We start from the raw sequence: 19,524 nt of genomic DNA, 5'->3' as shown, positions 1-19,524 counted from the left end.
GGGTTGATAGGCCGGATATGGAAGCACGGTAACGTGTGGAGTTGACCGGTACTAATAGGCCGAGGGCTTGTCCTCAGTTGCTCGCGTCCACTGTGTTGGTTCTGAAACCACGAACAACCCCACGTCCACAGCGTGGTGCGGTTGTATAGTTTCATAGTGTTTCGGTGGTCATAGCGTAGGGGAAACGCCCGGTTACATTTCGAACCCGGAAGCTAAGCCTTACAGCGCCGATGGTACTGCAGGGGGGACCCTGTGGGAGAGTAGGACGCCGCCGAACAAATCTTAGAGCTCTGGCTCTCGGGCATTACAGCCCGAGAGCCAGAGCTTTTTTGCGTTGAGGTAGGGTCAGGGGGCATCGTCGACACGTTCCCCACAGGAGGATCCCGGGTGGAGGTCCAGGAGACGCGGGTCCAGACAGACCGCGTCCTCACCATCCCGAACATGCTCAGCATGGCGCGGCTCGTTGGCGTACCCCTGTTCCTGTGGCTGATCCTCAGGCCGGAGTTCGGTGGCCCCAAGAGTGACGGCTGGGCACTCCTGGTGCTGGCCCTCAGCGGCGTCAGTGACTACCTGGACGGCAAACTCGCGCGACGGTGGAACCAGATCAGCAGCCTCGGCCGGCTCCTCGATCCCGCCGCCGACCGGCTCTACATCCTGTCGACTTTGGTCGGTCTCACCTGGCGCGAGATTCTGCCGCTCTGGTTGACCGCCGTACTACTGGCCCGCGAGCTGATGCTGCTCGTGATGGTGGGCATCCTCAGGCGGCATGGCTATCCGCCGCCGCAGGTGAACTTCCTGGGGAAGGCCGCCACCTTCAACCTGATGTACGCCTTCCCGCTGCTCCTGCTCAGTGACGGAACTGGTTGGATCTCGTCACTCGCTGCTATTTTCGGCTGGGCGTTCGCCGGATGGGGTACAACCCTGTATTGGTGGGCAGGAGTGCTTTACGTGGTCCAAGTCCGCCGCCTGGTTCGTGCGGACGCCGTGGCCGATTGAACTCGCTGATTGGCGCGCGCATGGCGGCGCGATGGCCCGCAGCTGAAAAGTGCGGGACCACCCTGGCGGGTGAAGTCGGCTGGACCGTCGTCTCTTCGAGGAGGACGCTTCCGACATGAAGGCCGTCGTGATGGCCGGAGGTGAAGGCACCCGCCTTCGCCCCATGACCTCAAGCATGCCCAAGCCGCTCCTGCCAGTGGCCAACCGGCCGATCATGGAGCACGTTCTGCGGCTGCTCAAAAAGCATGGGCTCAACGAAACCGTTGTGACCGTTCAGTTCCTTGCGTCGCTCGTCAAAAACTACTTCGGTGACGGCGAAGAGCTCGGAATGGAGCTCACCTATGCCAACGAGGAGAAGCCACTCGGTACCGCCGGGAGCGTCAAGAACGCCGAGGAGGCACTCAAGGACGATGCCTTTCTCGTCATCTCCGGCGATGCCCTGACCGACTTCGACCTCACCGAGCTGATCAGATTCCACAAGGAAAAGGGCGCCCTGGTCACGGTCTGCCTGACCCGCGTCCCCAACCCGCTGGAATTCGGCATCACCATCGTGGACGAGGAAGGCAAGGTCGAGCGCTTCCTCGAGAAGCCGACCTGGGGGCAGGTCTTCTCCGACACCGTGAACACCGGCATCTACGTCATGGAGCCCGAGGTCTTCGACTACGTCGACCCCGATGTCCCCGTCGACTGGTCCGGCGATGTCTTCCCCCAGCTGATGAAGGAAGGCAAGCCCGTCTACGGCTACGTCGCCGAGGGCTACTGGGAGGACGTCGGCACCCACGAGAGCTATGTGAAGGCGCAGGCCGACGTGCTCGAGGGCAAGGTCGACGTCGACATCGACGGATTCGAGATCTCCCCGGGCGTATGGGTCGCCGAGGGGGCCGAGGTGCACCCCGACGCCGTGCTCCGCGGGCCGCTGTACATCGGTGACTACGCCAAGGTCGAGGCCGGCGCGGAAATCCGCGAACACACGGTCGTGGGATCCAACGTCGTCGTCAAGAGCGGCGCCTTCATGCACAAGTCCGTCGTCCACGACAACGTGTACGTCGGGCCGCACAGCAATCTGCGCGGCTGCGTCGTCGGCAAGAACACCGACATCATGCGCGCGGCACGGATCGAGGACGGCGCCGTCATCGGCGACGAGTGCCTGATCGGTGAAGAATCGATCGTGCAGGGAAATGTGCGGGTCTACCCGTTCAAGACCATCGAGGCCGGTGCGTTCGTCAATACCTCGGTCATCTGGGAGTCCAGGGGCCAGGCGCACCTCTTCGGGGCCCGGGGAGTGTCCGGGATCCTGAACGTCGAGATCACGCCGGAACTCGCGGTGCGGCTGGCCGGCGCCTACGCGACGACCCTGAAGAAGGGCTCGACCGTCACCACGGCGCGCGACCACTCCCGCGGTGCCCGAGCACTGAAGCGGGCGGTCATCTCCGCCCTCCAGGCCAGCGCCATCGACGTACGGGACCTGGAGAACGTGCCGCTGCCCGTGGCGCGGCAGCAGACCGCGCGGGGCAGTGCGGGCGGCATCATGATCCGGACCACGCCCGGAGTCCCGGACTCCGTCGACATCATGTTCTTCGACGGGCAGGGAGCCGACCTCTCGCAGGGCAGCCAGCGCAAGCTGGACCGCGTCTTCGCGCGACAGGAGTACCGGCGCGCGTTCCCCGGTGAGATCGGGGACCTGCACTTCCCGGCGAGTGTCTTCGACTCGTACACGGGTTCCCTGCTGCGCAACGTCGACATCACCGGTATCGCGGAGTCCGGGCTCAAGGTGGTCGTGGACGCGTCCAACGGCAGCGCCGGCCTGGTGCTGCCGAGCCTGCTCGGCAAGCTGGGCGTCGACTCGTTGACCATCAATCCCGGCCTCGACGAGTCCAGGCCGACCGAGACGGCCGACATGAGGCGTTCGGGGCTGGTCCGGCTCGGGGAGATCGTGGCGTCGTCCGGTGCCGCGTTCGGTGTGCGGTTCGACCCCGTCGGTGAGCGGCTGTCCCTGGTCGACGAGAAGGGGCGGATCATCGAGGACGACCGGGCGCTGCTCGTGATGCTCGACCTCATCGCCTCCGAGCGACGCAGTGGCCGGGTCGCGCTCCCGGTGACCACCACCAGGATCGCCGAGCAGGTGGCGGCGTATCACGGCACACAGGTCGAGTGGACGACCACCTCGCCCGACGACCTCACGCGCGTGGGCGGCGAGGAGGGGACGATCTTCGGCGGTGACGGCAAGGGCGGGTTCATCGTCCCGGAGTTCAGCAGCGTCTACGACGGCACCGCGGCCTTCGTACGGCTGATCGGGCTGGTGGCGCGGACCCAGCTCACCCTCAGCCAGATCGACGCGCGCATTCCGCGGGCGCACGTGCTCAAGCGGGACCTGGCGACTCCGTGGGCGGTCAAGGGGCTGGTGATGCGGCGGGTCGTCGAGGCGGCCGGAGACCGCTTCGTGGACACCACCGACGGTGTGCGCGTGGTGGAGACCGACGGCCGTTGGGTGATGGTGCTGCCCGACCCGGCCGAGGCGGTCACCCACCTGTGGGCCGAAGGCCCCGACGACGCCTCCGCGCAGGCCCTCCTCGACGAGTGGGCGGCGGTCGTGGACAGCGCGGGACGGTAAAACGAGCGGTACGCGTGCGTGCCGGACAAGTGTCCCCAACGGGGCCTGTCCGGCACGCCGGTAGGTCCGTTCGGAGGTAGTGGTCGCGGCGTGCGACGATGTGCGGCATGCCGCAGCAACCCCCCGTTCGGAGCACACCCGCGCGGCCCGCGCGTCCGGACGCCTCCATGTCGTTGCTCACCAACGTCATGGACCACAGTCTCGACGAGGGGTACGCCGAGGCCGCCGCGCGGAAGAAGGCGGACGGCGAGGGCGGCATGCCGAGGACCCTCAGGGCGAAGCTCGGTCTCGCCCTGGGCCTGGTGCTGGCCGCCCTGATCGTGACCGTCGGTGCCGCGCAGGCCCGGGTAGCGGCGCCCGTCGTCGCCAAGGAGCGCGAGGAACTGATCGACCGGATCGATCAGGAGACCGACGCCGCCGACAAGCTCGAGGACAGCGTCGACGAGCTGCGCGCCGACGTGAGCGCGCGGCAGCGCGAGGCGCTCCGGAACAGCGGCGGAAGCGACCGGTCCGCGCTGGTCGGCATCCTGTCCGGCGCCGTCGCGGTGCACGGCCCCGGCGTGCGGCTCGTGGTGAACGACGCCAAGGACACGAGCGCGGGCGGCGACGGCGACCCGCGATCGACCTCAGGATTCTCCGACACCGGGCGGCTCCGCGACCGTGACATGCAACGGGTGGTCAACGGCCTGTGGGAGTCCGGTGCCGAGGCCGTCTCGATCAACGGGCAGCGGCTGACCGCCCTGTCGGCGATCAGGGCCGCAGGAGACGCGATACTGGTCGACAACAAGCCGCTGGTGCCGCCGTACACGGTGCTCGCGGTGGGGGACGGCGGGAAGCTGAGCGACCGGTTCCAGAACAGCGCCGACGGTCTGTATCTGCATGCCCTGCAGGAGAACTACGGCATCCGGACGGCCATCTCCGTGGAGGACGACGTCCGGCTGCCCGCAGCACCGAGTGTGATCATACGTACCGCACAGCCGATAACCGAGAAGGGCACATCGTGATCGCCGTACTGGGCCTCGTCGTGGGAGTCGTGGCCGGACTGTTGGTCCGGCCCGAGGTTCCGGCGGTCGTCGAGCCTTATCTGCCGATCGCCGTCGTCGCGGCGCTCGACGCCGTCTTCGGGGGACTGCGGGCCATGCTCGACGGCATCTTCGACGACAAGGTCTTCGTGGTGTCGTTCCTGTCCAATGTCGTCGTCGCCGCGCTGATCGTGTTCCTCGGCGACAAACTCGGCGTGGGGGCCCAGCTGTCCACGGGTGTCGTGGTCGTCCTCGGCATCCGCATCTTCTCCAACGCCGCGGCGATCCGCCGGCATGTGTTCCGGGCGTGAGGCCGATGAGTGAGCGAGAGCACGACGAGACGACGCGCCCGGCGGTGTCCCGGCCCAGGCCCGCCCCCCCGGCCTCGCCCGCGGCGAGCCTGCGCAAGGAACTGCCCGCAGAGGTCCCTGTGAGCGCGTCAGCGCCTGCGGCGGAGGACGTCCCGCAGGAGCGGCCCGAGCCCGGTCCGACCGGGCGCCAGCGGCTGGTGGCGGGGCTGTGGCCGCCGCGGGTGACCCGGGCCCAGCTCATCGTCGCCCTGCTGCTGTTCGGCCTCGGCTTCGGTCTGGCCGTCCAGGTGGCCTCGAACAGCGACACCGACAGCGCGCTGCGCGGGGCACGTCAGGAAGATCTTGTGCGCATCCTCGATGAACTCGACGACCGCACAGAGCGTCTTGAGGACGAGAAGCAGGGACTCGAGAAGCAGCGCGACGAGCTGGAGAACAGCTCCGACCAGGCCGAAGAGGCCCGCAGGCAGACGATCGAGAAGGAACGGCAACTCGGCGTCCTGGCGGGCACGGTGGCCGCTCAGGGGCCCGGGATCACGATGACCATCGAGGACTCGAAGGGGACGGTGGAGGCGGACATGCTGCTCGACGCCGTGCAGGAGTTGCGCGCGGCCGGCGCCGAGGCGATCCAGGTCAACGGCGTGCGGGTGGTGGCGGGCACCTATCTGACGGATTCCGGGAACGGTGTCGGCGTGGACGGGAACAAGATCACCGCGCCCTATCGTTTCAAGGTCATCGGCAAGCCGCAGGACCTCGAGCCGGCGCTCAACATCCCCGGAGGCGTGGTGCAGACTCTCGAGAAGGAACAGGCCACCGTTACCGTGGAGCGGTCGACCAAGATCGTTGTGGATGCCTTGCGGGCGGCGAAGCGGCCTGACTACGCTCGGTCGTCCTCCCAGTGAACCGGGGGTGCATGGGGGGCGTCCGGCGAGGGCATGAGGTTGCGGGGGGTCGGCGCACCGAATGGGTGGTGCGTGGTGGAAACTGTCTGGCGGAGGCGGACGTTGTGAAGATGTCCGGGTCGGCCAATGAGTTCAGTCAGGGTTCGTCCTGCCCCACGGGCGGGTCTGTTTCGGTCAAGGGGAATCGCCCGTGAAGTTGTTTGCGAAGTTGTTCGGCAAGAGCGCGCGGCGAGAGGGCAGCGACAACGCGACCGCTCGTCATCGCGCACAGCCTGATGCGGACGGTCAGCGTCCGCTGTTTCGGGACCAGGTCGGCGGAGGCCAGGGCGCGCCGTCCGCTGACCCTGCGCAGTCGGGCGGCATAGGTTTCGGGCAACCGTCGACCTCAGGTACGGGTGGAGGATTCTCCGACCCGTACGCGTCCCATGCCCCTGGTGGGCAGCCGCGGCAGGAGGATCCGTCCATGTCGGCCCTGGTGTGCACGAGGTGCGGTAACCGCAACGCGGAGAACAGCCGCTTCTGCTCCAACTGCGGCGCGCCGCTCCGGCCCGGAGTCGCTCCGGAGCGCCCCTCCGAGACGACGTCCACGATCTCGATCTCCGGTCTCGAGGCCTACGACGCCGAGGCCACCGGCCAGACGCCCATGCCGACGCTCTCTCCCGAGGCGCAGGCGGCCGTCGACGCGCTGCCGATGGGTTCCGCGCTCCTGGTCGTTCGCCGCGGGCCGAACTCGGGCAGCCGCTTCCTCCTGGACGGCGACCTGACCACGGCCGGGCGTCACCCGCAGAGCGACATCTTCCTGGACGACGTGACGGTCTCCCGCAGGCACGTGGAGTTCCGGCGCAGCCCGGACGGCTCGTTCACGGTGGCCGACGTCGGCAGCCTGAACGGCACGTACGTCAACCGCGAGCGGATCGACCAGGTCGCCCTGTCCAACGGTGACGAGGTGCAGATCGGCAAGTACCGGCTGGTCTTCTACGCGAGCCAGCAGGGCTACTGAGCTCCCCGGATTCCATCCGGGGACTCCAGGGAAGGTCCATGCTTCAGACCCCGAGCGGCGGTGCCGGGAACGGCGCCGCCGCCGACACCGGACTGATGAGCATCGGCGCGGTGCTGAACGTGCTGCGCGAGGAGTTCCCCGAGGTCACCATCTCCAAGATCCGTTTCCTGGAGTCGGAGGGGCTCATCGAGCCGCAGCGGACCCCTTCGGGGTACCGCAAGTTCAGTGGCGGGGACGTCGAGCGCCTCGGCCATGTGCTGAGGATGCAGCGGGACCACTATCTGCCGCTCAAGGTGATCCGTGAGCACCTGGCGGCCATGGAGCGCGGCGAGGCGGTCCCGTTGCCGGTGCTCGGCCGTCCGGGTGACGCGGAGGCCGGTGACGAGTCCGCCTCCGACGGGCCCACGGCGGCCCGTATCGGGCGCGGTCAACTGATGGCGGCCGCCGGCGTCGACGAGCGGACGCTCGCCGAGTGGGAGTCGTACGGACTCCTCACCCCGGTCGAGGACGGGGTGTACGACGCCGAGGCGGTCACCGTCGCCGGTCTCATCACGGAGTTGGGGCGGTCCGGGATCGAGCCGCGTCATCTGAGGGCGATGAAGGCCGCCGCCGACCGGGAGGCCGGTCTGGTGGACCAGGTCGTCGCCCCGCTGAGGCGCCACCGGAACCCGCAGACCAGGGCTCACGCCGAGGCCCGTACGAAGGAGCTGGCGGCGCTCACGGTGAAGCTGCACGCGGCACTGGTGCAGTCGGCGCTGGGGGTGCGGCTGCCCTGAGGGGAGCGGCTCAGGGGGCAGGATCGGCCACCCGTTCCCTGCCCGACTACCCAAACGTCCCGGGCACGGCCTAGGGTTGCTGTGTGAACGAGCTCGATGTCGTAGGTGTCCGGGTCGAGATGCCCTCCAACCAACCGATCGTGCTGTTGCGTGAGGTGGGCGGCGACCGCTTCCTCCCCATCTGGATCGGACCGGGGGAGGCGACGGCCATCGCCTTCGCCCAGCAGGGCATGGCACCCGCACGACCGCTGACCCACGACCTGTTCAAGGACGTGCTGGAAGCCGTCGGCCAGGAGCTCACGGAAGTGCGCATCACCGATCTGCGGGAGGGCGTCTTCTACGCCGAGCTGGTCTTCGCCAGCGGGGTGGAGGTGAGTGCCCGCCCCTCCGACGCCATAGCGCTGGCGCTGCGCACGGGCACGCCCATCTACGGCAGTGACACGGTGCTCGACGACGCCGGGATCGCCATCCCGGACGAGCAGGAGGACGAGGTGGAGAAGTTCCGCGAGTTCCTCGACCAGATCTCGCCGGAGGACTTCGGAAGCAGCAACCAGTAAGGGAGTGAGGTCCGCCGCCTCAGCCGACCGCCGGGGCTCGCCCGAGGGCATTCAGCTAGCCTTTCCCCGCGGTGGGGTACTGGAAACCACTCTTAGGGTGATTATCACTCGGCGTGCCGAGTGTGGCGATCGTTGACGCACCCCTGGTGACTGCCTACCGTCGAGGAGGCAGGTCAAGGACGGAGGTCGGCGTGAGAAGCAGCGGCGACGGTACGGCTGGGGGTGCCCCAGGGCGTGGTTTCGGGGCGAGCGGGCCATACCCTTCCCAGAGCTCTCGGTTCCCCTTGAGCGGGGGGTATCCCGCGCACGGCGACGCCGTCGATCACGCTCCGCAGCGACCGACGGCTGTGCCGAGCAGTGGAGGGGCGACGTCCATGGCGTCCGAGGAGATCGGCTACCGGGGGCCCACGGCCTGCGCTGCCGCCGGTATCACCTACCGGCAACTCGACTACTGGGCCCGCACGGGGCTGGTCGAGCCGAGCGTGCGGCCGGCCCATGGATCGGGGACGCAGCGGCTGTACAGCTTCCGCGACGTGGTCGTGCTGAAGATCGTCAAGCGGTTCCTCGACACGGGTGTGTCCCTGCAGAACATTCGCAGCGCCGTACGGCACCTGCGCGAGAGCGGCTTCAGCGACCTGGAGCGCATGACGCTGATGAGCGACGGGGCCACGGTCTACGAGTGCAGCTCGCCCGACGAGGTGCACGCCCTGCTCCAAGGGGGCCAGGGCGTCTTCGGGATCGCCGTCGGCGTGGTGTGGCGGGACGTCGAGAGCGCGCTGTCACAGCTGCACGGTGAGCGCATCGACACGGGGGAGACCCTGGTCGGTCACAACCCGATGGACGAGCTGGCGCGGCGGCGGAACAAGGCCGTCTGAGGCGTTCCGAGGTCGTCCGGGACGGCATTGTCAGTGGCGTAGGGCAGCATCGGAGCTGTGAGATCCGCGCCCACGATCCTGCATCTCGACATGGATGCCTTCTTCGCCTCGGTGGAGCAGGCGTCCAAGCCGAGCCTGCGCGGGAAGGCCGTCGTCGTGGGCGGGCTCGGGCCGCGTGGTGTGGTCGCCACCGCCTCGTACGAGGCCCGGGTCTTCGGCGTCCACTCGGCGATGCCGATGGCGCAGGCCCGGCGGCTCGCGCCGAACGCCGCGTATCTGGTGCCGCGGTTCGCTCTCTACCGGTCGATCAGCGAACAGGTGATGGGGTTGCTGGGGACCCTGTCACCCCTGGTGGAGCCGCTCAGTCTGGACGAGGCGTTCGTGGACCTGGAAGCGGGTGGCAGGGCCTGGGACGAGCGGTCGGCGCGCCTGGCCGGAGCGAAGTTGCGGGCCGACATACGGGCGGTCACGGGCCTCACCGGGTCGGTGGGGCTCGCCGCCTCCAAGATGCTGGCGAAGATCGCGTCGGAACAGGCGAAGCCGGACGGGCTGGTGCTGATCGAGCCGGGCACGGAGCGGGCCCTGCTGGGGCCGTTGTCGGTGCGGACCCTGCCGGGCGTGGGGCCGGCGACCGGTGATCATCTGCGGCGGGCGGGCATCCACACGGTCGACGAGCTCGCCGAGGCGGGGGAGGACGAGCTCGTACGGCTGTTGGGCAAGGCCCATGGGCACGCGCTGTACGCGATGGCGCTGGCGCGGGACGAGCGGCCGGTGGTGTCCGAGCGGGAGACGAAGTCGGTGTCGGTCGAGGACACGTACGACGTGGACATCCACGACCGGGTGCGGGTCGGGACGGAGGTGCGGCGGCTCGCCGACCGGTGTGTGAGCAGGCTGCGGGGGGCGGGGCTGTCGGGCCGGACCATCGTGCTGAAGGTGCGGCGGTACGACTTCTCGACGCTCACCCGGTCGGAGACGCTGCGGGGGCCCACGGACGATCCGGCGGTGGTGCGGGAGGCGGCGGCGCGGCTGCTGGACTCGGTCGACACGACGGGCGGGGTGCGGCTGCTGGGCGTGGGGGTGAGCGGACTGGCCGACTACACGCAGGAGGACCTGTTCGCGCAGGCGGCGGGGGCGCGTGAGGACGGCCCCCTCCTCGAGGAGCCCGAGGCCGCCCCCGCACCGGAGCGGCAGGCACCCGCCGAGCGGCGGTGGCCGGCGGGGCACGACGTGCGGCACGCCGCGTACGGGCACGGGTGGGTGCAGGGCAGCGGGCTGGGCCGGGTCACGGTGCGCTTCGAGACGCCCGACTCACCGCCGGGCCGGGTGAAGACCTTCCGGACCGACGACCCGGCTCTGGAGCCGGCGGAGCCGCTCCCGCTGGTGTCCCGAAGACCCGGGGAGGCGCAGGACGGGAGCGCCGGGGCCGGCGGGGGGCCATCGAGGAGGTAGGGAACGGCGAGCGGATCAGGCCGGTTCGTCCCTGCCCGCCAGTTTGCCGAAGGAGTGGTCCGGCAGTGGGGGAGGGGCGGTGATGTCCAGGCCGTAGTGGTGGTAGAGCTGGAGTTCCTGTTCGGGGGAGAGGTGGCGGCCCACGCCGAAGTCGGGGGCGTCCTTGATGAGGGCGCGTTCGAAGGGGACGTGGAGAGCGCCGTCGATCAGCTCGCTGGGCTCCAGGGGGACGAAGGCGTCCCTGCTGAACAGTCCGGTGCGTATCGCCGCCCACTCCGGTACGCCGGTGGCGTCGTCGAGGTAGACCTCGTCGATCGTGCCGATCCGGGTTCCGTTGCGGTCGAACGCCTTGCGGCCGATCAGGTGGCGCGGATCGATGTCGGTCTGCACGGGCCCTCCACTGGTCGCACACTCATCCGTAAGCACTACACAACGGCACAATCGGTGGAGCGGCCACTCGAAAGTTCCCCTGCTGAGCTCGCTGGTAGGCTGGCAACCGGCTGCTGACCCCGTGCGGGAGAGCCCTCCAGGCATCATCGGAGGCGCCGAAGGAGCAAATCCTCCCCGGAATCTCTCAGGCACACGTACCGCACGGACGAGGTCACTCTGGAAAGCAGGGCGGGTGTCGACGGCTTCCGCTCTCACCGACGGTGAAAGCCGGGTGCCCTCGGGCGTCCGGTGAAGCTCTCAGGTCGAGATGACAGAGGGGGAGGCCGTCCGGGCACCCGCGCCGTGGTGCCCCTCGAAGGTCGTCAGACCAGGAGGCCTCCGCAATGACCGCCCCTCGCACTCCGCTCTCCGAACTCGAACAGGGAATTCCCTTCGAGCAGCGCCACATCGGCCCCGACCACGAGGCGCGGGCCAAGATGCTCGCCCAGGTCGGCTATGGCTCACTCGACGAGCTGACGGCCGCCGCCGTGCCGGATGTGATCAAGAACGCCGACGCGCTGGACCTGCCGGGTGCGCGGAGCGAGGCCGAGGTTCTGGCCGAGCTGCGTTCGCTGGCCGACCGCAACGAAGTGCTCGGCTCCATGATCGGGCTCGGGTACTACGGGACCTTCACCCCGCCCGTGATCCTGCGCAACGTGATGGAGAACCCCGCCTGGTACACGGCCTACACGCCGTACCAGCCGGAGATCTCCCAGGGGCGGCTCGAGGCGCTGCTGAACTTCCAGACCGTGGTCGCCGAGCTCACCGGCCTGCCGACCTCCGGCGCCTCCCTGCTCGACGAGGGCACCGCCGCCGCCGAGGCGATGGCGCTGATGCGACGGATGGGCAAGAACAAGAAGGGCCTGTTCCTGGTCGACGCGGACGCACTGCCGCAGACCATCGCCGTGATGGAGACCCGCGCCGAGCCGACCGGCGTCGAGGTCGTCGTCGCCGACCTGAGCGACGGCATCCCCGCCGAGGTCGCCGGGCGTGAGATCAACGGCGTACTGATCCAGTACCCCGGCGCCTCCGGTGCCGTACGCGACATCAAGCCGGTGATCGACCAGGCGCACGAACTCGGCGCGCTCGTCACCGTCGCCGCCGACCTGCTCGCCCTCACGCTGCTGAAGTCCCCCGGTGAGCTCGGCGCGGACATAGCGGTCGGCACCACCCAGCGCTTCGGTGTGCCGATGGGCTTCGGCGGGCCGCACGCCGGATACATGGCCGTGCGGGAGAAGATGGCGCGCAGCCTGCCCGGGCGGCTCGTCGGCGTCTCCGTCGACGCGGACGGACACAAGGCCTACCGGCTCGCGCTCCAGACGCGTGAGCAGCACATCCGCCGGGAGAAGGCCACCAGCAACATCTGCACCGCCCAGGTGCTGCTCGCCGTGATGGCCGGGATGTACGCCGTCTACCACGGCCCGGAGGGGCTGAGGGGCATCGCGCGGCGCACCCACCGGTACGCCACGGTCCTCGCCGAGGGGCTGCGGGCCGGCGGCGCCGAGATCGTGCACGGTTCCTACTTCGACACGCTGACCGTGCGGGTCGCCGGGCGGGCGGCCGAGATCGTCGCCGCCGCGCGCGACAACGGCGTCAACCTGCGTCTCGTCGACGCCGACCACGTCTCGATCGCCTGTGACGAGACCACCACCAGGGCCCGGCTGGCCGCCGTGTGGAGCGCCTTCGGCGTCGAGGGCGACGTCGAGGCCCTGGACGCGGCCGCGCGGGACACGCTGCCGGAAGGCCTGCTGCGCAACGACGAGTACCTGACGCACCCCGTCTTCCAGCAGCACCGCTCCGAGACGGCGATGCTGCGCTACCTGCGGCGCCTCTCCGACCGCGACTACGCGCTGGACCGCGGCATGATCCCGCTGGGCTCCTGCACCATGAAGCTCAACGCGACCACCGAGATGGAGCCGGTCACCTGGCCCGAGTTCGGGCAGCTGCACCCCTTCGCGCCCGCCGAGCAGGCGCGGGGCTACCTCACGCTCATCCACGAGCTGGAGGAACGTCTCGCCGAGGTCACCGGCTACGACAAGGTCTCCCTCCAGCCCAACGCCGGCTCCCAGGGCGAGCTGGCCGGTCTGCTCGCCGTACGCGGCTACCACCGGGCCAACGGCGACGAGCAGCGCACCGTCTGCCTGATCCCGTCCTCCGCGCACGGCACCAACGCCGCCAGCGCCGTGATGGCCGGCATGAAGGTCGTCGTCGTCAAGACGTCCGACGACGGCGAGATCGACGTCGCGGACCTGCGGGCGAAGATCGGGCAGTACCGCGACGAGCTGTCCGTGCTGATGATCACCTACCCGTCGACGCACGGTGTCTTCGAGGAGCACGTCGCCGACATCTGCGCGGAGGTGCACGAGGCCGGCGGCCAGGTGTACGTCGACGGCGCCAACCTCAACGCGCTGGTGGGTCTGGCCAAGCCGGGCCACTTCGGGGGCGACGTCTCGCACCTGAACCTGCACAAGACCTTCTGCATCCCGCACGGCGGCGGTGGCCCCGGCGTCGGCCCGGTCGGCGTGCGGGCGCACCTCGCCCCGTACCTGCCGAACCACCCGCTCCAGCCCGAGGCGGGCCCGGAGACGGGCGTCGGGCCGATCTCGGCGGCGCCGTGGGGTTCGGCGGGCATCCTGCCGATCTCGTGGGCGTACGTCCGTCTCATGGGCGGCGAGGGCCTGAAGCGGGCCACGCAGGTGGCGGTGCTCAGCGCCAACTACATCGCCAAGCGCCTCGAGCCGCACTACCCGGTGCTCTACACCGGCCCCGGCGGCCTCGTCGCGCACGAGTGCATCATCGACCTGCGCCCGCTGACCAAGGCGACCGGTGTCAGCGTCGACGACGTGGCCAAGCGGCTGATCGACTACGGCTTCCACGCGCCGACGATGTCGTTCCCGGTGGCCGGGACGCTGATGATCGAGCCCACCGAGTCCGAGGACCTGAGCGAGCTCGACCGGTTCTGCGAGGCGATGATCGCGATCCGGGCGGAGATCGACAAGGTCGGCTCCGGCGAGTGGCCCGCGGACGACAACCCGCTCCGCAACGCCCCGCACACCGCCGCCGCGCTCGGCGGCGAGTGGGACCACGCGTACGGCCGCGAGGAGGCCGTCTTCCCGGGCGGGGTGAACGCCGCCGACAAGTACTGGCCGCCGGTGCGCCGCATCGACCAGGCCTTCGGCGACCGGAACCTGGTCTGCTCCTGCCCGCCGCTGGACGCGTACGAGGACTGATCCGGAGGGACCAAGGAGATCGGAGGGCTCCGCTTCGGCCGTACGGCCGAAGCGGAGCCCTCCGCCGTCCTGTGGCCGCTCGCCGTCCTGTGCCTACGCCGGGTACGCGTGCGTCTGGGTCGCCTTGACCGTCGCCCAGACCGGTGCGCCCGGATGGAGATCGAGTTCGGCCGCGGCGGCCGTGGTGAGGTCGGCGGCCAGGGACAGCTCGCCGGTGAGCTCCGCGCGGATCTGGTCGCCGTGGGTCTCCAGCCCCGCGATCGCGCAGTGCCAGAGGTTGCGGGCGCTGGAGCCGGTGGGCCGGTCGCGGTACAGGGTGACGGCGCCGGGCGGGAACGCCACGAAGGCGGGGCCGGTGAGGTCGTCCGTGGTACTGACGGCGGGCCCGGCGTCGAGCCGGACCGTGTGGCCGTCGGCGTGCCCGCGGTACAGGTTGAGGCCGACCAGCTGGGCGATGTACTCGGTGCGCGGGTGGCGGGCGATGGCGGAGGGGCTGCCCTCCTGCACGATCCGGCCGTGCTCCACGACCACGAGGCGGTCGGCCAGCACCATGGCGTCCAACGGGTCGTGTGTGACCAGGACGGCGACGGCCTCGAAGGCGGCCAGGTGACGGCGGAGCTGGGCGCGCACCTCCAGCCGGGTCCGGGCGTCCAGGGCCGCCAGCGGTTCGTCCAGGAGCAGCAGCCGGGGGTGGGTGGCCAGGGCACGGGCGAGGGCCACGCGCTGGGCCTGGCCGCCGGAGAGACGGCGGGGTTTGGCTCCCGCGTGGTCGGCCAGGCCCATGCGCTCCAGCCACTCGGCGGCCTGGGCCCGTGCCTCGGCCTTGCCGGCGCCCCGGCAGCGCGGTCCGAAGGCCACGTTGTCGAGCGCGCTCAGATGCGGGAACAGCAGATAGTCCTGGAAGACGACCCCCACCGGGCGCGACTCGGGCGGCGTGCGGTGCAGGTCCGCGCCGTCGAGCCGGAGGTGCCCGGCGGTGAGGGGGGCGAGGCCGGCGAGGGCGCGCAGGGCGGTGGTCTTGCCGGCGCCGTTCGGGCCCAGCAGGGCGACGACCTCGCCCTGCGCCGCGGTCAGCCCGATGTCCAGGCGGAACGAGCCGCGGTCCACGACGAGCCGCGCGTCCAGGCCCCCGGCACCGGGCTCGGACGCGGTGCCGGCCGGGGCGGGCCCCTTCCCGGGACGCGGCGGCATGGTCTCGGGCATGGCGTCAGACCGTCCTCATCCAGCGGTCCCGCAGCCCGGCCAGTACGGCGATGGACACCGCCAGGAGGACCAGGCTGAGGGCGATCGCGGCGGCCGGGTCGTTCTGCAGGGCGAGATAGACCGCGAGGGGCATGGTCTGGGTGCGGCCGGGGAAGTTGCCGGCGAAGGTGATCGTCGCGCCGAACTCCCCGAGGGCACGGGCCCACGCCAGTACGGAACCGGCGGCGATGCCGGGGGCGATCAGCGGCAGGGTGACCCGGCGGAACGCGGTGAAGCGGGAGGCGCCCAGTGTGGTGGCCGCCTCCTCGTAGCGCGGGTCGGTGGCCCGCAGCGTGCCCTCGACGCTGATGACGAGGAACGGCATCGCCACGAACGTCTCGGCGAGGATGACGCCCGTGGTGGTGAAGGGCAGGGTGATGCCGAACCACGCGTCCAGCCACTGCCCGACGACGCCGTTGCGGCCCAGGGCGAGCAGCAGGGCGACGCCGCCCACCACCGGGGGCAGGACCAGGGGGAGTGTCACCAGGGCGCGGAGCAGGCCCCGGCCCGGGAAGTCCGTACGGGCCAGCAGCCAGGCCAGGGGGACGCCGACGACCAGGCTCAGCGCGGTCGCCGTCGTGGCGCAGAACAGCGACAGGCGCAGCGCCTGCCACACCTCGGGGCTGGTCAGCTGCTCGGGCAGGCTGCGCCAGGGAGCACGGACGAGGAGAGCGAGGAGGGGGACCAGGAGAAACGCCAGGCCGAGGAGGGCCGGCGCCAGCAGAGCCAGGGGGACACCGCGACCCGGGGTGCGCGGGCGCGTCTTCCGGGGAGTTTCCCGGCTGGTGGTCATGGCCTCAGGAATCCCGCTTCGCCGAGGACCTTCCGGCCCTCCGGTGACTTCACCAGCGCCACGAACGCCTTGGCCGCCGACGGGTTCGGGGCGTTGTCGAGCAGGGCGATCGGATAGTCGTTGACGGCCTCGGCGGACTCTCGGAATTCCACGCCCTCCACCTTGTCACCGGCCGCCTTCACATCGGTGCGGTACACGACGGCGGCGTCCGCCTCCTTCAGCTCGACCTTCGTCAGGGCGCCCTTGACGTCCTGCTCGTACGAGGCGGGCGTCAGTGCGATACGGGCGGCCCCGAGGGCCGTCTGCGCGGCCGCGCCGCAGGGCACCGTCCTGTCGCAGAGGACGACCTTGAGGCCGGGTGCCGTCAGGTCCTCGAGGGAGTCGATCCCGTGGGGGTTGCCCGGGACGGTGGCGATCTGCAGCCGGTTGCGGACGAAGGTGCTCGGGCTGCCCGCCGCGTGCCCCCGGTCCGTGACGAGCTCCATCGTCCTCGGGCTGGCCGCGGCGAAGACATCGGCCGGTGCGCCGTTGTCGATGCCGGCGGCCAGCGCGTCGCTGCCGCCGAAGCTGAAGGTGACCTCGGTTCCCGGGTGCTCCTCCTCGAACCGCTCGCCCAGCGTCGTGAAGCTCTCCCGCAGGGAGGCGGCCGCGAAGACGGTGACCGTGCCGGTGGGGCCGTCCGTGGCGGAGCCCGGGGAGGAGTCCGGGCCGGGTGCGGAGCAGGCGCTCAGTGCCAGGACGGCGACGGCCCCGGCGCCGGCGATCCGCCGGGACCGACGTGGCCGGTGAGCGGAACGGGTCATCGCGTGGCACTCCCTCTGCGGACCGGGAGGAAGAGCCTCCAGGACCCGTCCGATACGTCGATACGTCGAGTACGTCGATCATACCGACGCATCTGCCAGGAAGAAGCCCCCTATCTTCTCGCATGAGCCAGGAAGAAGGGGTTAAGGAGCACGCAAGTGCGTTTGTGTACGGGCGCCCGTTTCGATCAAGTGCGGTCGATATGGACGTTTGTCGACTTCACGCGGGCGGTGGCCTCCATGCCGACCTCCAGGCCCAGTTCCTCGACGGCCTCCCGGGTGAGGAGGGAGACCAGGCGGTGCGGCCCGGCCTGGATCTCGACCTGGGCGGCGACGTCGCCCAACTTGATCGCGGTGACGATCCCGGGGAAGGCGTTGCGCGCGGAGGTGTACGAGGTGCCCTCCTCGGGGGCGCCCGCCCCGGCGAGTTCGACGGAGAACGCGGCCAGGTCCCGTCCGTCGACGAGCCGTCGTCCCCCGTCGTCGCGGTGCGTGGTGATGCGCCCCGCGTCCGCCCAGCGGCGGGCGGTGTCCGGGCTCACTCCGAGCAGCCTCGCTGCCTGGCCGATCGTGTAGGACTGCATGCCGGTCACGATAGGGCGCGCCGCGGGGCACGGCGGGCGGGGGCCCGTGGGCAGGGCGCCCGAGGCGCACGGGACCGAGAGCTTCCGCACCTTCCGGAGGGCGTCGGCCACGCCGCGCGAGCGGGCGAGGCGGTCCGGCGATCCGGCGATCCGGCCGATCCTGCGGTGCCCGGGGCCGGCGGGTGTTCGATGGCGGCCATGCCGCCCGACCAGTCGGCGGCGCCGATGGTGGATACGTCCAGCAAGAGGGAGCCGCCGGTCACCCCTTCCGTGCGCCCGACCACGGTGAGTGATCCACTCCGGACGCGCGTGGGGGCCGGTTCGCAGGAGGTCCCGCGGTCCGGCCCCTGGTGTCCCGGGCGGGTTCCGTTCCGCCCGGCGATGCTCAGGCGGTGGTCAGGCTGGCGCTGCGAGGACGCTGCGGGGCGATGACCCTGCCGTCGGGCAGGAGCTCACCGGTGTCCTCGAAGAGCACGACACCGTTGCACAGCAGGCTCCAGCCCTGCTCCGGGTGGTGCGCCGCGAGTCGGGCGGACTCCCGGTCGGCGGAGTCGGCTGAGGGGCACGGTGGCTGGTGCTGGCACATGGATGGGATCTCTCGCTCTGTGGTGACCTGTGAGTCGGCTGTCGTGTCAGTTCCGCGGCGTGAAGCTTCGTTCATGACCGCCCCCCCGTTGCGATAAGTCGGTCGGAAACCAGTGTTGCCCCACGGACACCGATCCGCAGGGATTTCGCGGCACCGCTCCTCACAGGTTGATGACGCATCACCCGCGCGGACGGTTCACCTCAACTGCACTGTCCCTTCGGGTGGTTCGGACTGGCCGAAGGGGGCTAGTCAAGTCGGGACGGCGGGAACGCGTGTACCCCGTCGCCCGGAGGGCCCGGACGACGGGGTGCACGGTCGCGGACGGTCAGGCGGGTGAGCCGAGCAGGCGGGTGGGTGCCACTCGGTGGGTCAGGACCGGGAGCAGTTCGGTGACCCGGTGTGGGCGGTGGGCCGCTATGCCGGGCGGTGCCGGCGCGAGCGGGACGAGCAGATCGCTCGCGGCCGGGTGACCGGTGGCACCGTCCGCGGTGGGATCGTCGTGCAGCCAGAGCGCCAGCATGTAGAGGCCGGGCACCGACAGCAGCCGGGGCTGGTACGGCTGGGCCATCGCCTCGGCCTGGCGCAGCGCGAGTTCGGTCGACGCGATGTAGGGGCCCTCGAAGAAGCGGGAGAAGGCCCAGCCGTCGGCGGTGGGCACGGTGTCCGCGGCGGCCACCGTGCGGTCGCCGGCGCGGATCAGGAAACGCCACCCGGCCAGCCGCGTCGCGGTCCCGCCGTCGGCGGTGACCCGGTCCAGGACGTGCACGGGAAGGGGCAGCTCGGGTGAGGCGGGCCCCGGGGCGGCGAGCAGGGAGGGGGTTCGGGCCTCGCGGACCGCGGTCGGTGAGGAGAGCGCGGTCAGGACGGAACGCAGTGCGGGCGCGGGAGCCGGAGGGACATGCAGGGGCATGGTGGGTCGCCTCTCATTCGAAGGCACAGTGGCGCGAGGGCGGGGCGTGGCGGACGGCGCTGTCAGCTCGCGAAGGTCAGAGAGGAAGGGACCGGGGGTCCGAGCGCGAGAGACGGGGGTGAGGACAACCGCACGCCACCTCTCGGCTGGATCGCTCGACCGAGGGCGCCAACCTTCTGCCTTGTGCGCAAAGTTTATACGACGTGTGTTCAGGCTGTGTTTCGTCTAGCTGTTTTCATCCGGCGAAACAAGGGTACTTCTGGCCGGTGAAACGCGAAAATCATCCCGATTCCAGGCAGGGCGCACGCCGATGACCTCGGAAAATGGCTGCGAAGCGGTCGGCTAATTCTCGTCGGCGCTTTTCACGAGTTCGTAGCCGACCCCAACCGAGCCTTCTGCGCCATGCCCCGTGAATGTGCCACTGGACACCTTCGACCAGACTAACGGTCGACAC

General features: G+C 70.3%; 18 protein-coding genes, 2 rRNA genes and 1 riboswitch. Of the genes, 13 read left to right on the top strand and 7 right to left on the bottom strand.

Annotated features, from left to right (window positions below; translation table 11 throughout):
• From IE178_RS05250 to IE178_RS05195, 12 genes are all read left to right on the top strand, one after another.
• Nucleotides 1-75 (top strand): 23S ribosomal RNA (locus tag IE178_RS05250); the annotation flags it as partial.
• A gap of 85 nt (nucleotides 76-160) precedes the next feature.
• A 5S ribosomal RNA gene (gene rrf, locus IE178_RS05245) occupies nucleotides 161-277 on the top strand.
• A gap of 110 nt (nucleotides 278-387) precedes the next feature.
• Nucleotides 388-996, top strand: coding sequence for a cardiolipin synthase ClsA (clsA, locus tag IE178_RS05240; RefSeq protein WP_184762343.1), 609 nt, complete (start codon nucleotides 388-390; stop codon nucleotides 994-996).
• Between the two features lie 115 nt (nucleotides 997-1,111).
• Nucleotides 1,112-3,607 (top strand): mannose-1-phosphate guanyltransferase, encoded by a 2,496-nt coding sequence (locus IE178_RS05235; protein ID WP_184762342.1) that lies wholly within the window; start codon nucleotides 1,112-1,114, stop codon nucleotides 3,605-3,607.
• Between the two features lie 107 nt (nucleotides 3,608-3,714).
• Nucleotides 3,715-4,611, top strand: coding sequence for a DUF881 domain-containing protein (locus IE178_RS05230; protein WP_193511450.1), 897 nt, complete (start codon nucleotides 3,715-3,717; stop codon nucleotides 4,609-4,611).
• Nucleotides 4,608-4,940, top strand: a complete 333-nt coding sequence (locus IE178_RS05225) for a small basic family protein (RefSeq protein WP_003988855.1) — start codon at nucleotides 4,608-4,610, stop codon at nucleotides 4,938-4,940. The genes IE178_RS05230 and IE178_RS05225 overlap by 4 nt, the downstream gene beginning before the upstream one ends.
• A gap of 5 nt (nucleotides 4,941-4,945) precedes the next feature.
• Complete coding sequence (locus tag IE178_RS05220; protein WP_193511449.1) at nucleotides 4,946-5,839, top strand: DUF881 domain-containing protein; 894 nt, start codon at nucleotides 4,946-4,948, stop codon at nucleotides 5,837-5,839.
• Between the two features lie 463 nt (nucleotides 5,840-6,302).
• Entirely contained in the window at nucleotides 6,303-6,839 is a 537-nt protein-coding gene (locus IE178_RS05215; protein ID WP_318279852.1) for an FHA domain-containing protein, read from the top strand.
• Nucleotides 6,840-6,877: 38 nt separating this feature from the next.
• Complete coding sequence (ftsR, locus tag IE178_RS05210) at nucleotides 6,878-7,615, top strand: transcriptional regulator FtsR (protein ID WP_193511447.1); 738 nt, start codon at nucleotides 6,878-6,880, stop codon at nucleotides 7,613-7,615.
• A gap of 83 nt (nucleotides 7,616-7,698) precedes the next feature.
• Nucleotides 7,699-8,172, top strand: a complete 474-nt coding sequence (locus IE178_RS05205) for a bifunctional nuclease family protein (RefSeq protein WP_184762337.1) — start codon at nucleotides 7,699-7,701, stop codon at nucleotides 8,170-8,172.
• 191 nt (nucleotides 8,173-8,363) lie between these two features.
• The gene (locus IE178_RS05200) at nucleotides 8,364-9,047 is read left to right on the top strand and encodes a MerR family transcriptional regulator (RefSeq protein ID WP_184762336.1); all 684 of its coding nucleotides are present in this window, start codon (nucleotides 8,364-8,366) and stop codon (nucleotides 9,045-9,047) included.
• Between the two features lie 57 nt (nucleotides 9,048-9,104).
• Nucleotides 9,105-10,496, top strand: a complete 1,392-nt coding sequence (locus tag IE178_RS05195) for a DNA polymerase IV (protein WP_438874348.1) — start codon at nucleotides 9,105-9,107, stop codon at nucleotides 10,494-10,496.
• A gap of 15 nt (nucleotides 10,497-10,511) precedes the next feature.
• Here IE178_RS05195 and IE178_RS05190 read toward each other — a convergent pair whose 3' ends face one another.
• The gene (locus IE178_RS05190) at nucleotides 10,512-10,886 is read right to left on the bottom strand and encodes a PRC-barrel domain-containing protein (protein ID WP_184762335.1); all 375 of its coding nucleotides are present in this window, start codon (nucleotides 10,884-10,886) and stop codon (nucleotides 10,512-10,514) included.
• A gap of 114 nt (nucleotides 10,887-11,000) precedes the next feature.
• Nucleotides 11,001-11,096, top strand: a riboswitch (glycine riboswitch).
• Nucleotides 11,097-11,269: 173 nt separating this feature from the next.
• On the opposite strand from IE178_RS05190, the gene gcvP reads away from it, so the two are divergent.
• Nucleotides 11,270-14,155 (top strand): aminomethyl-transferring glycine dehydrogenase, encoded by a 2,886-nt coding sequence (gene gcvP / locus IE178_RS05185; RefSeq protein WP_193511446.1) that lies wholly within the window; start codon nucleotides 11,270-11,272, stop codon nucleotides 14,153-14,155.
• A gap of 93 nt (nucleotides 14,156-14,248) precedes the next feature.
• On the opposite strand, the gene IE178_RS05180 is transcribed toward gcvP, so the two are convergent.
• From IE178_RS05180 to IE178_RS05155, 6 genes are all read right to left on the bottom strand, one after another.
• The gene (locus IE178_RS05180; protein ID WP_193511445.1) at nucleotides 14,249-15,358 is read right to left on the bottom strand and encodes an ABC transporter ATP-binding protein; all 1,110 of its coding nucleotides are present in this window, start codon (nucleotides 15,356-15,358) and stop codon (nucleotides 14,249-14,251) included.
• Between the two features lie 4 nt (nucleotides 15,359-15,362).
• Nucleotides 15,363-16,190: an ABC transporter permease gene (locus tag IE178_RS05175; RefSeq protein WP_184762332.1), complete on the bottom strand. Its 828-nt coding sequence runs from the start codon at nucleotides 16,188-16,190 to the stop codon at nucleotides 15,363-15,365.
• Nucleotides 16,187-16,993: a molybdate ABC transporter substrate-binding protein gene (modA, locus tag IE178_RS05170; RefSeq protein WP_193511444.1), complete on the bottom strand. Its 807-nt coding sequence runs from the start codon at nucleotides 16,991-16,993 to the stop codon at nucleotides 16,187-16,189. The genes IE178_RS05175 and modA overlap by 4 nt, the downstream gene beginning before the upstream one ends.
• Before the next feature lie 185 nt (nucleotides 16,994-17,178).
• Nucleotides 17,179-17,574, bottom strand: coding sequence for a TOBE domain-containing protein (locus IE178_RS05165; protein WP_184762330.1), 396 nt, complete (start codon nucleotides 17,572-17,574; stop codon nucleotides 17,179-17,181).
• A 385-nt stretch (nucleotides 17,575-17,959) separates the two neighbouring features.
• Nucleotides 17,960-18,160, bottom strand: a complete 201-nt coding sequence (locus tag IE178_RS05160; protein ID WP_184762329.1) for a DUF5999 family protein — start codon at nucleotides 18,158-18,160, stop codon at nucleotides 17,960-17,962.
• Between the two features lie 325 nt (nucleotides 18,161-18,485).
• Nucleotides 18,486-19,070: a hypothetical protein gene (locus IE178_RS05155; protein WP_184762328.1), complete on the bottom strand. Its 585-nt coding sequence runs from the start codon at nucleotides 19,068-19,070 to the stop codon at nucleotides 18,486-18,488.
• Nucleotides 19,071-19,524 lie beyond the last annotated feature (454 nt).

This window comes from Streptomyces griseoloalbus, from assembly GCA_014650015.1.
GTDB lineage: Bacteria > Actinomycetota > Actinomycetes > Streptomycetales > Streptomycetaceae > Streptomyces > Streptomyces griseoloalbus.
This window is presented reverse-complemented; position numbering and strand designations above follow the sequence as displayed.

Bases quoted from the DNA above. Each gene is read 5' to 3' on its own strand.
- IE178_RS05235 (WP_184762342.1), top strand. From the start codon at position 1,112: ATGAAGGCCGTCGTGATGGCCGGAGGTGAAGGCACCCGCCTTCGCCCC.
- gcvP (WP_193511446.1), top strand. From the start codon at position 11,270: ATGACCGCCCCTCGCACTCCGCTCTCCGAACTCGAACAGGGAATTCCC.
- IE178_RS05165 (WP_184762330.1), bottom strand. From the start codon at position 17,574: ATGCAGTCCTACACGATCGGCCAGGCAGCGAGGCTGCTCGGAGTGAGC.
- IE178_RS05220 (WP_193511449.1), top strand. From the start codon at position 4,946: ATGAGTGAGCGAGAGCACGACGAGACGACGCGCCCGGCGGTGTCCCGG.
- IE178_RS05230 (WP_193511450.1), top strand. From the start codon at position 3,715: ATGCCGCAGCAACCCCCCGTTCGGAGCACACCCGCGCGGCCCGCGCGT.
- IE178_RS05175 (WP_184762332.1), bottom strand. From the start codon at position 16,190: ATGACCACCAGCCGGGAAACTCCCCGGAAGACGCGCCCGCGCACCCCG.
- IE178_RS05155 (WP_184762328.1), bottom strand. From the start codon at position 19,070: ATGCCCCTGCATGTCCCTCCGGCTCCCGCGCCCGCACTGCGTTCCGTC.
- modA (WP_193511444.1), bottom strand. From the start codon at position 16,993: ATGACCCGTTCCGCTCACCGGCCACGTCGGTCCCGGCGGATCGCCGGC.
- IE178_RS05160 (WP_184762329.1), bottom strand. From the start codon at position 18,160: ATGTGCCAGCACCAGCCACCGTGCCCCTCAGCCGACTCCGCCGACCGG.
- ftsR (WP_193511447.1), top strand. From the start codon at position 6,878: ATGCTTCAGACCCCGAGCGGCGGTGCCGGGAACGGCGCCGCCGCCGAC.
- IE178_RS05215 (WP_318279852.1), top strand. From the start codon at position 6,303: ATGTCGGCCCTGGTGTGCACGAGGTGCGGTAACCGCAACGCGGAGAAC.
- IE178_RS05180 (WP_193511445.1), bottom strand. From the start codon at position 15,358: ATGCCCGAGACCATGCCGCCGCGTCCCGGGAAGGGGCCCGCCCCGGCC.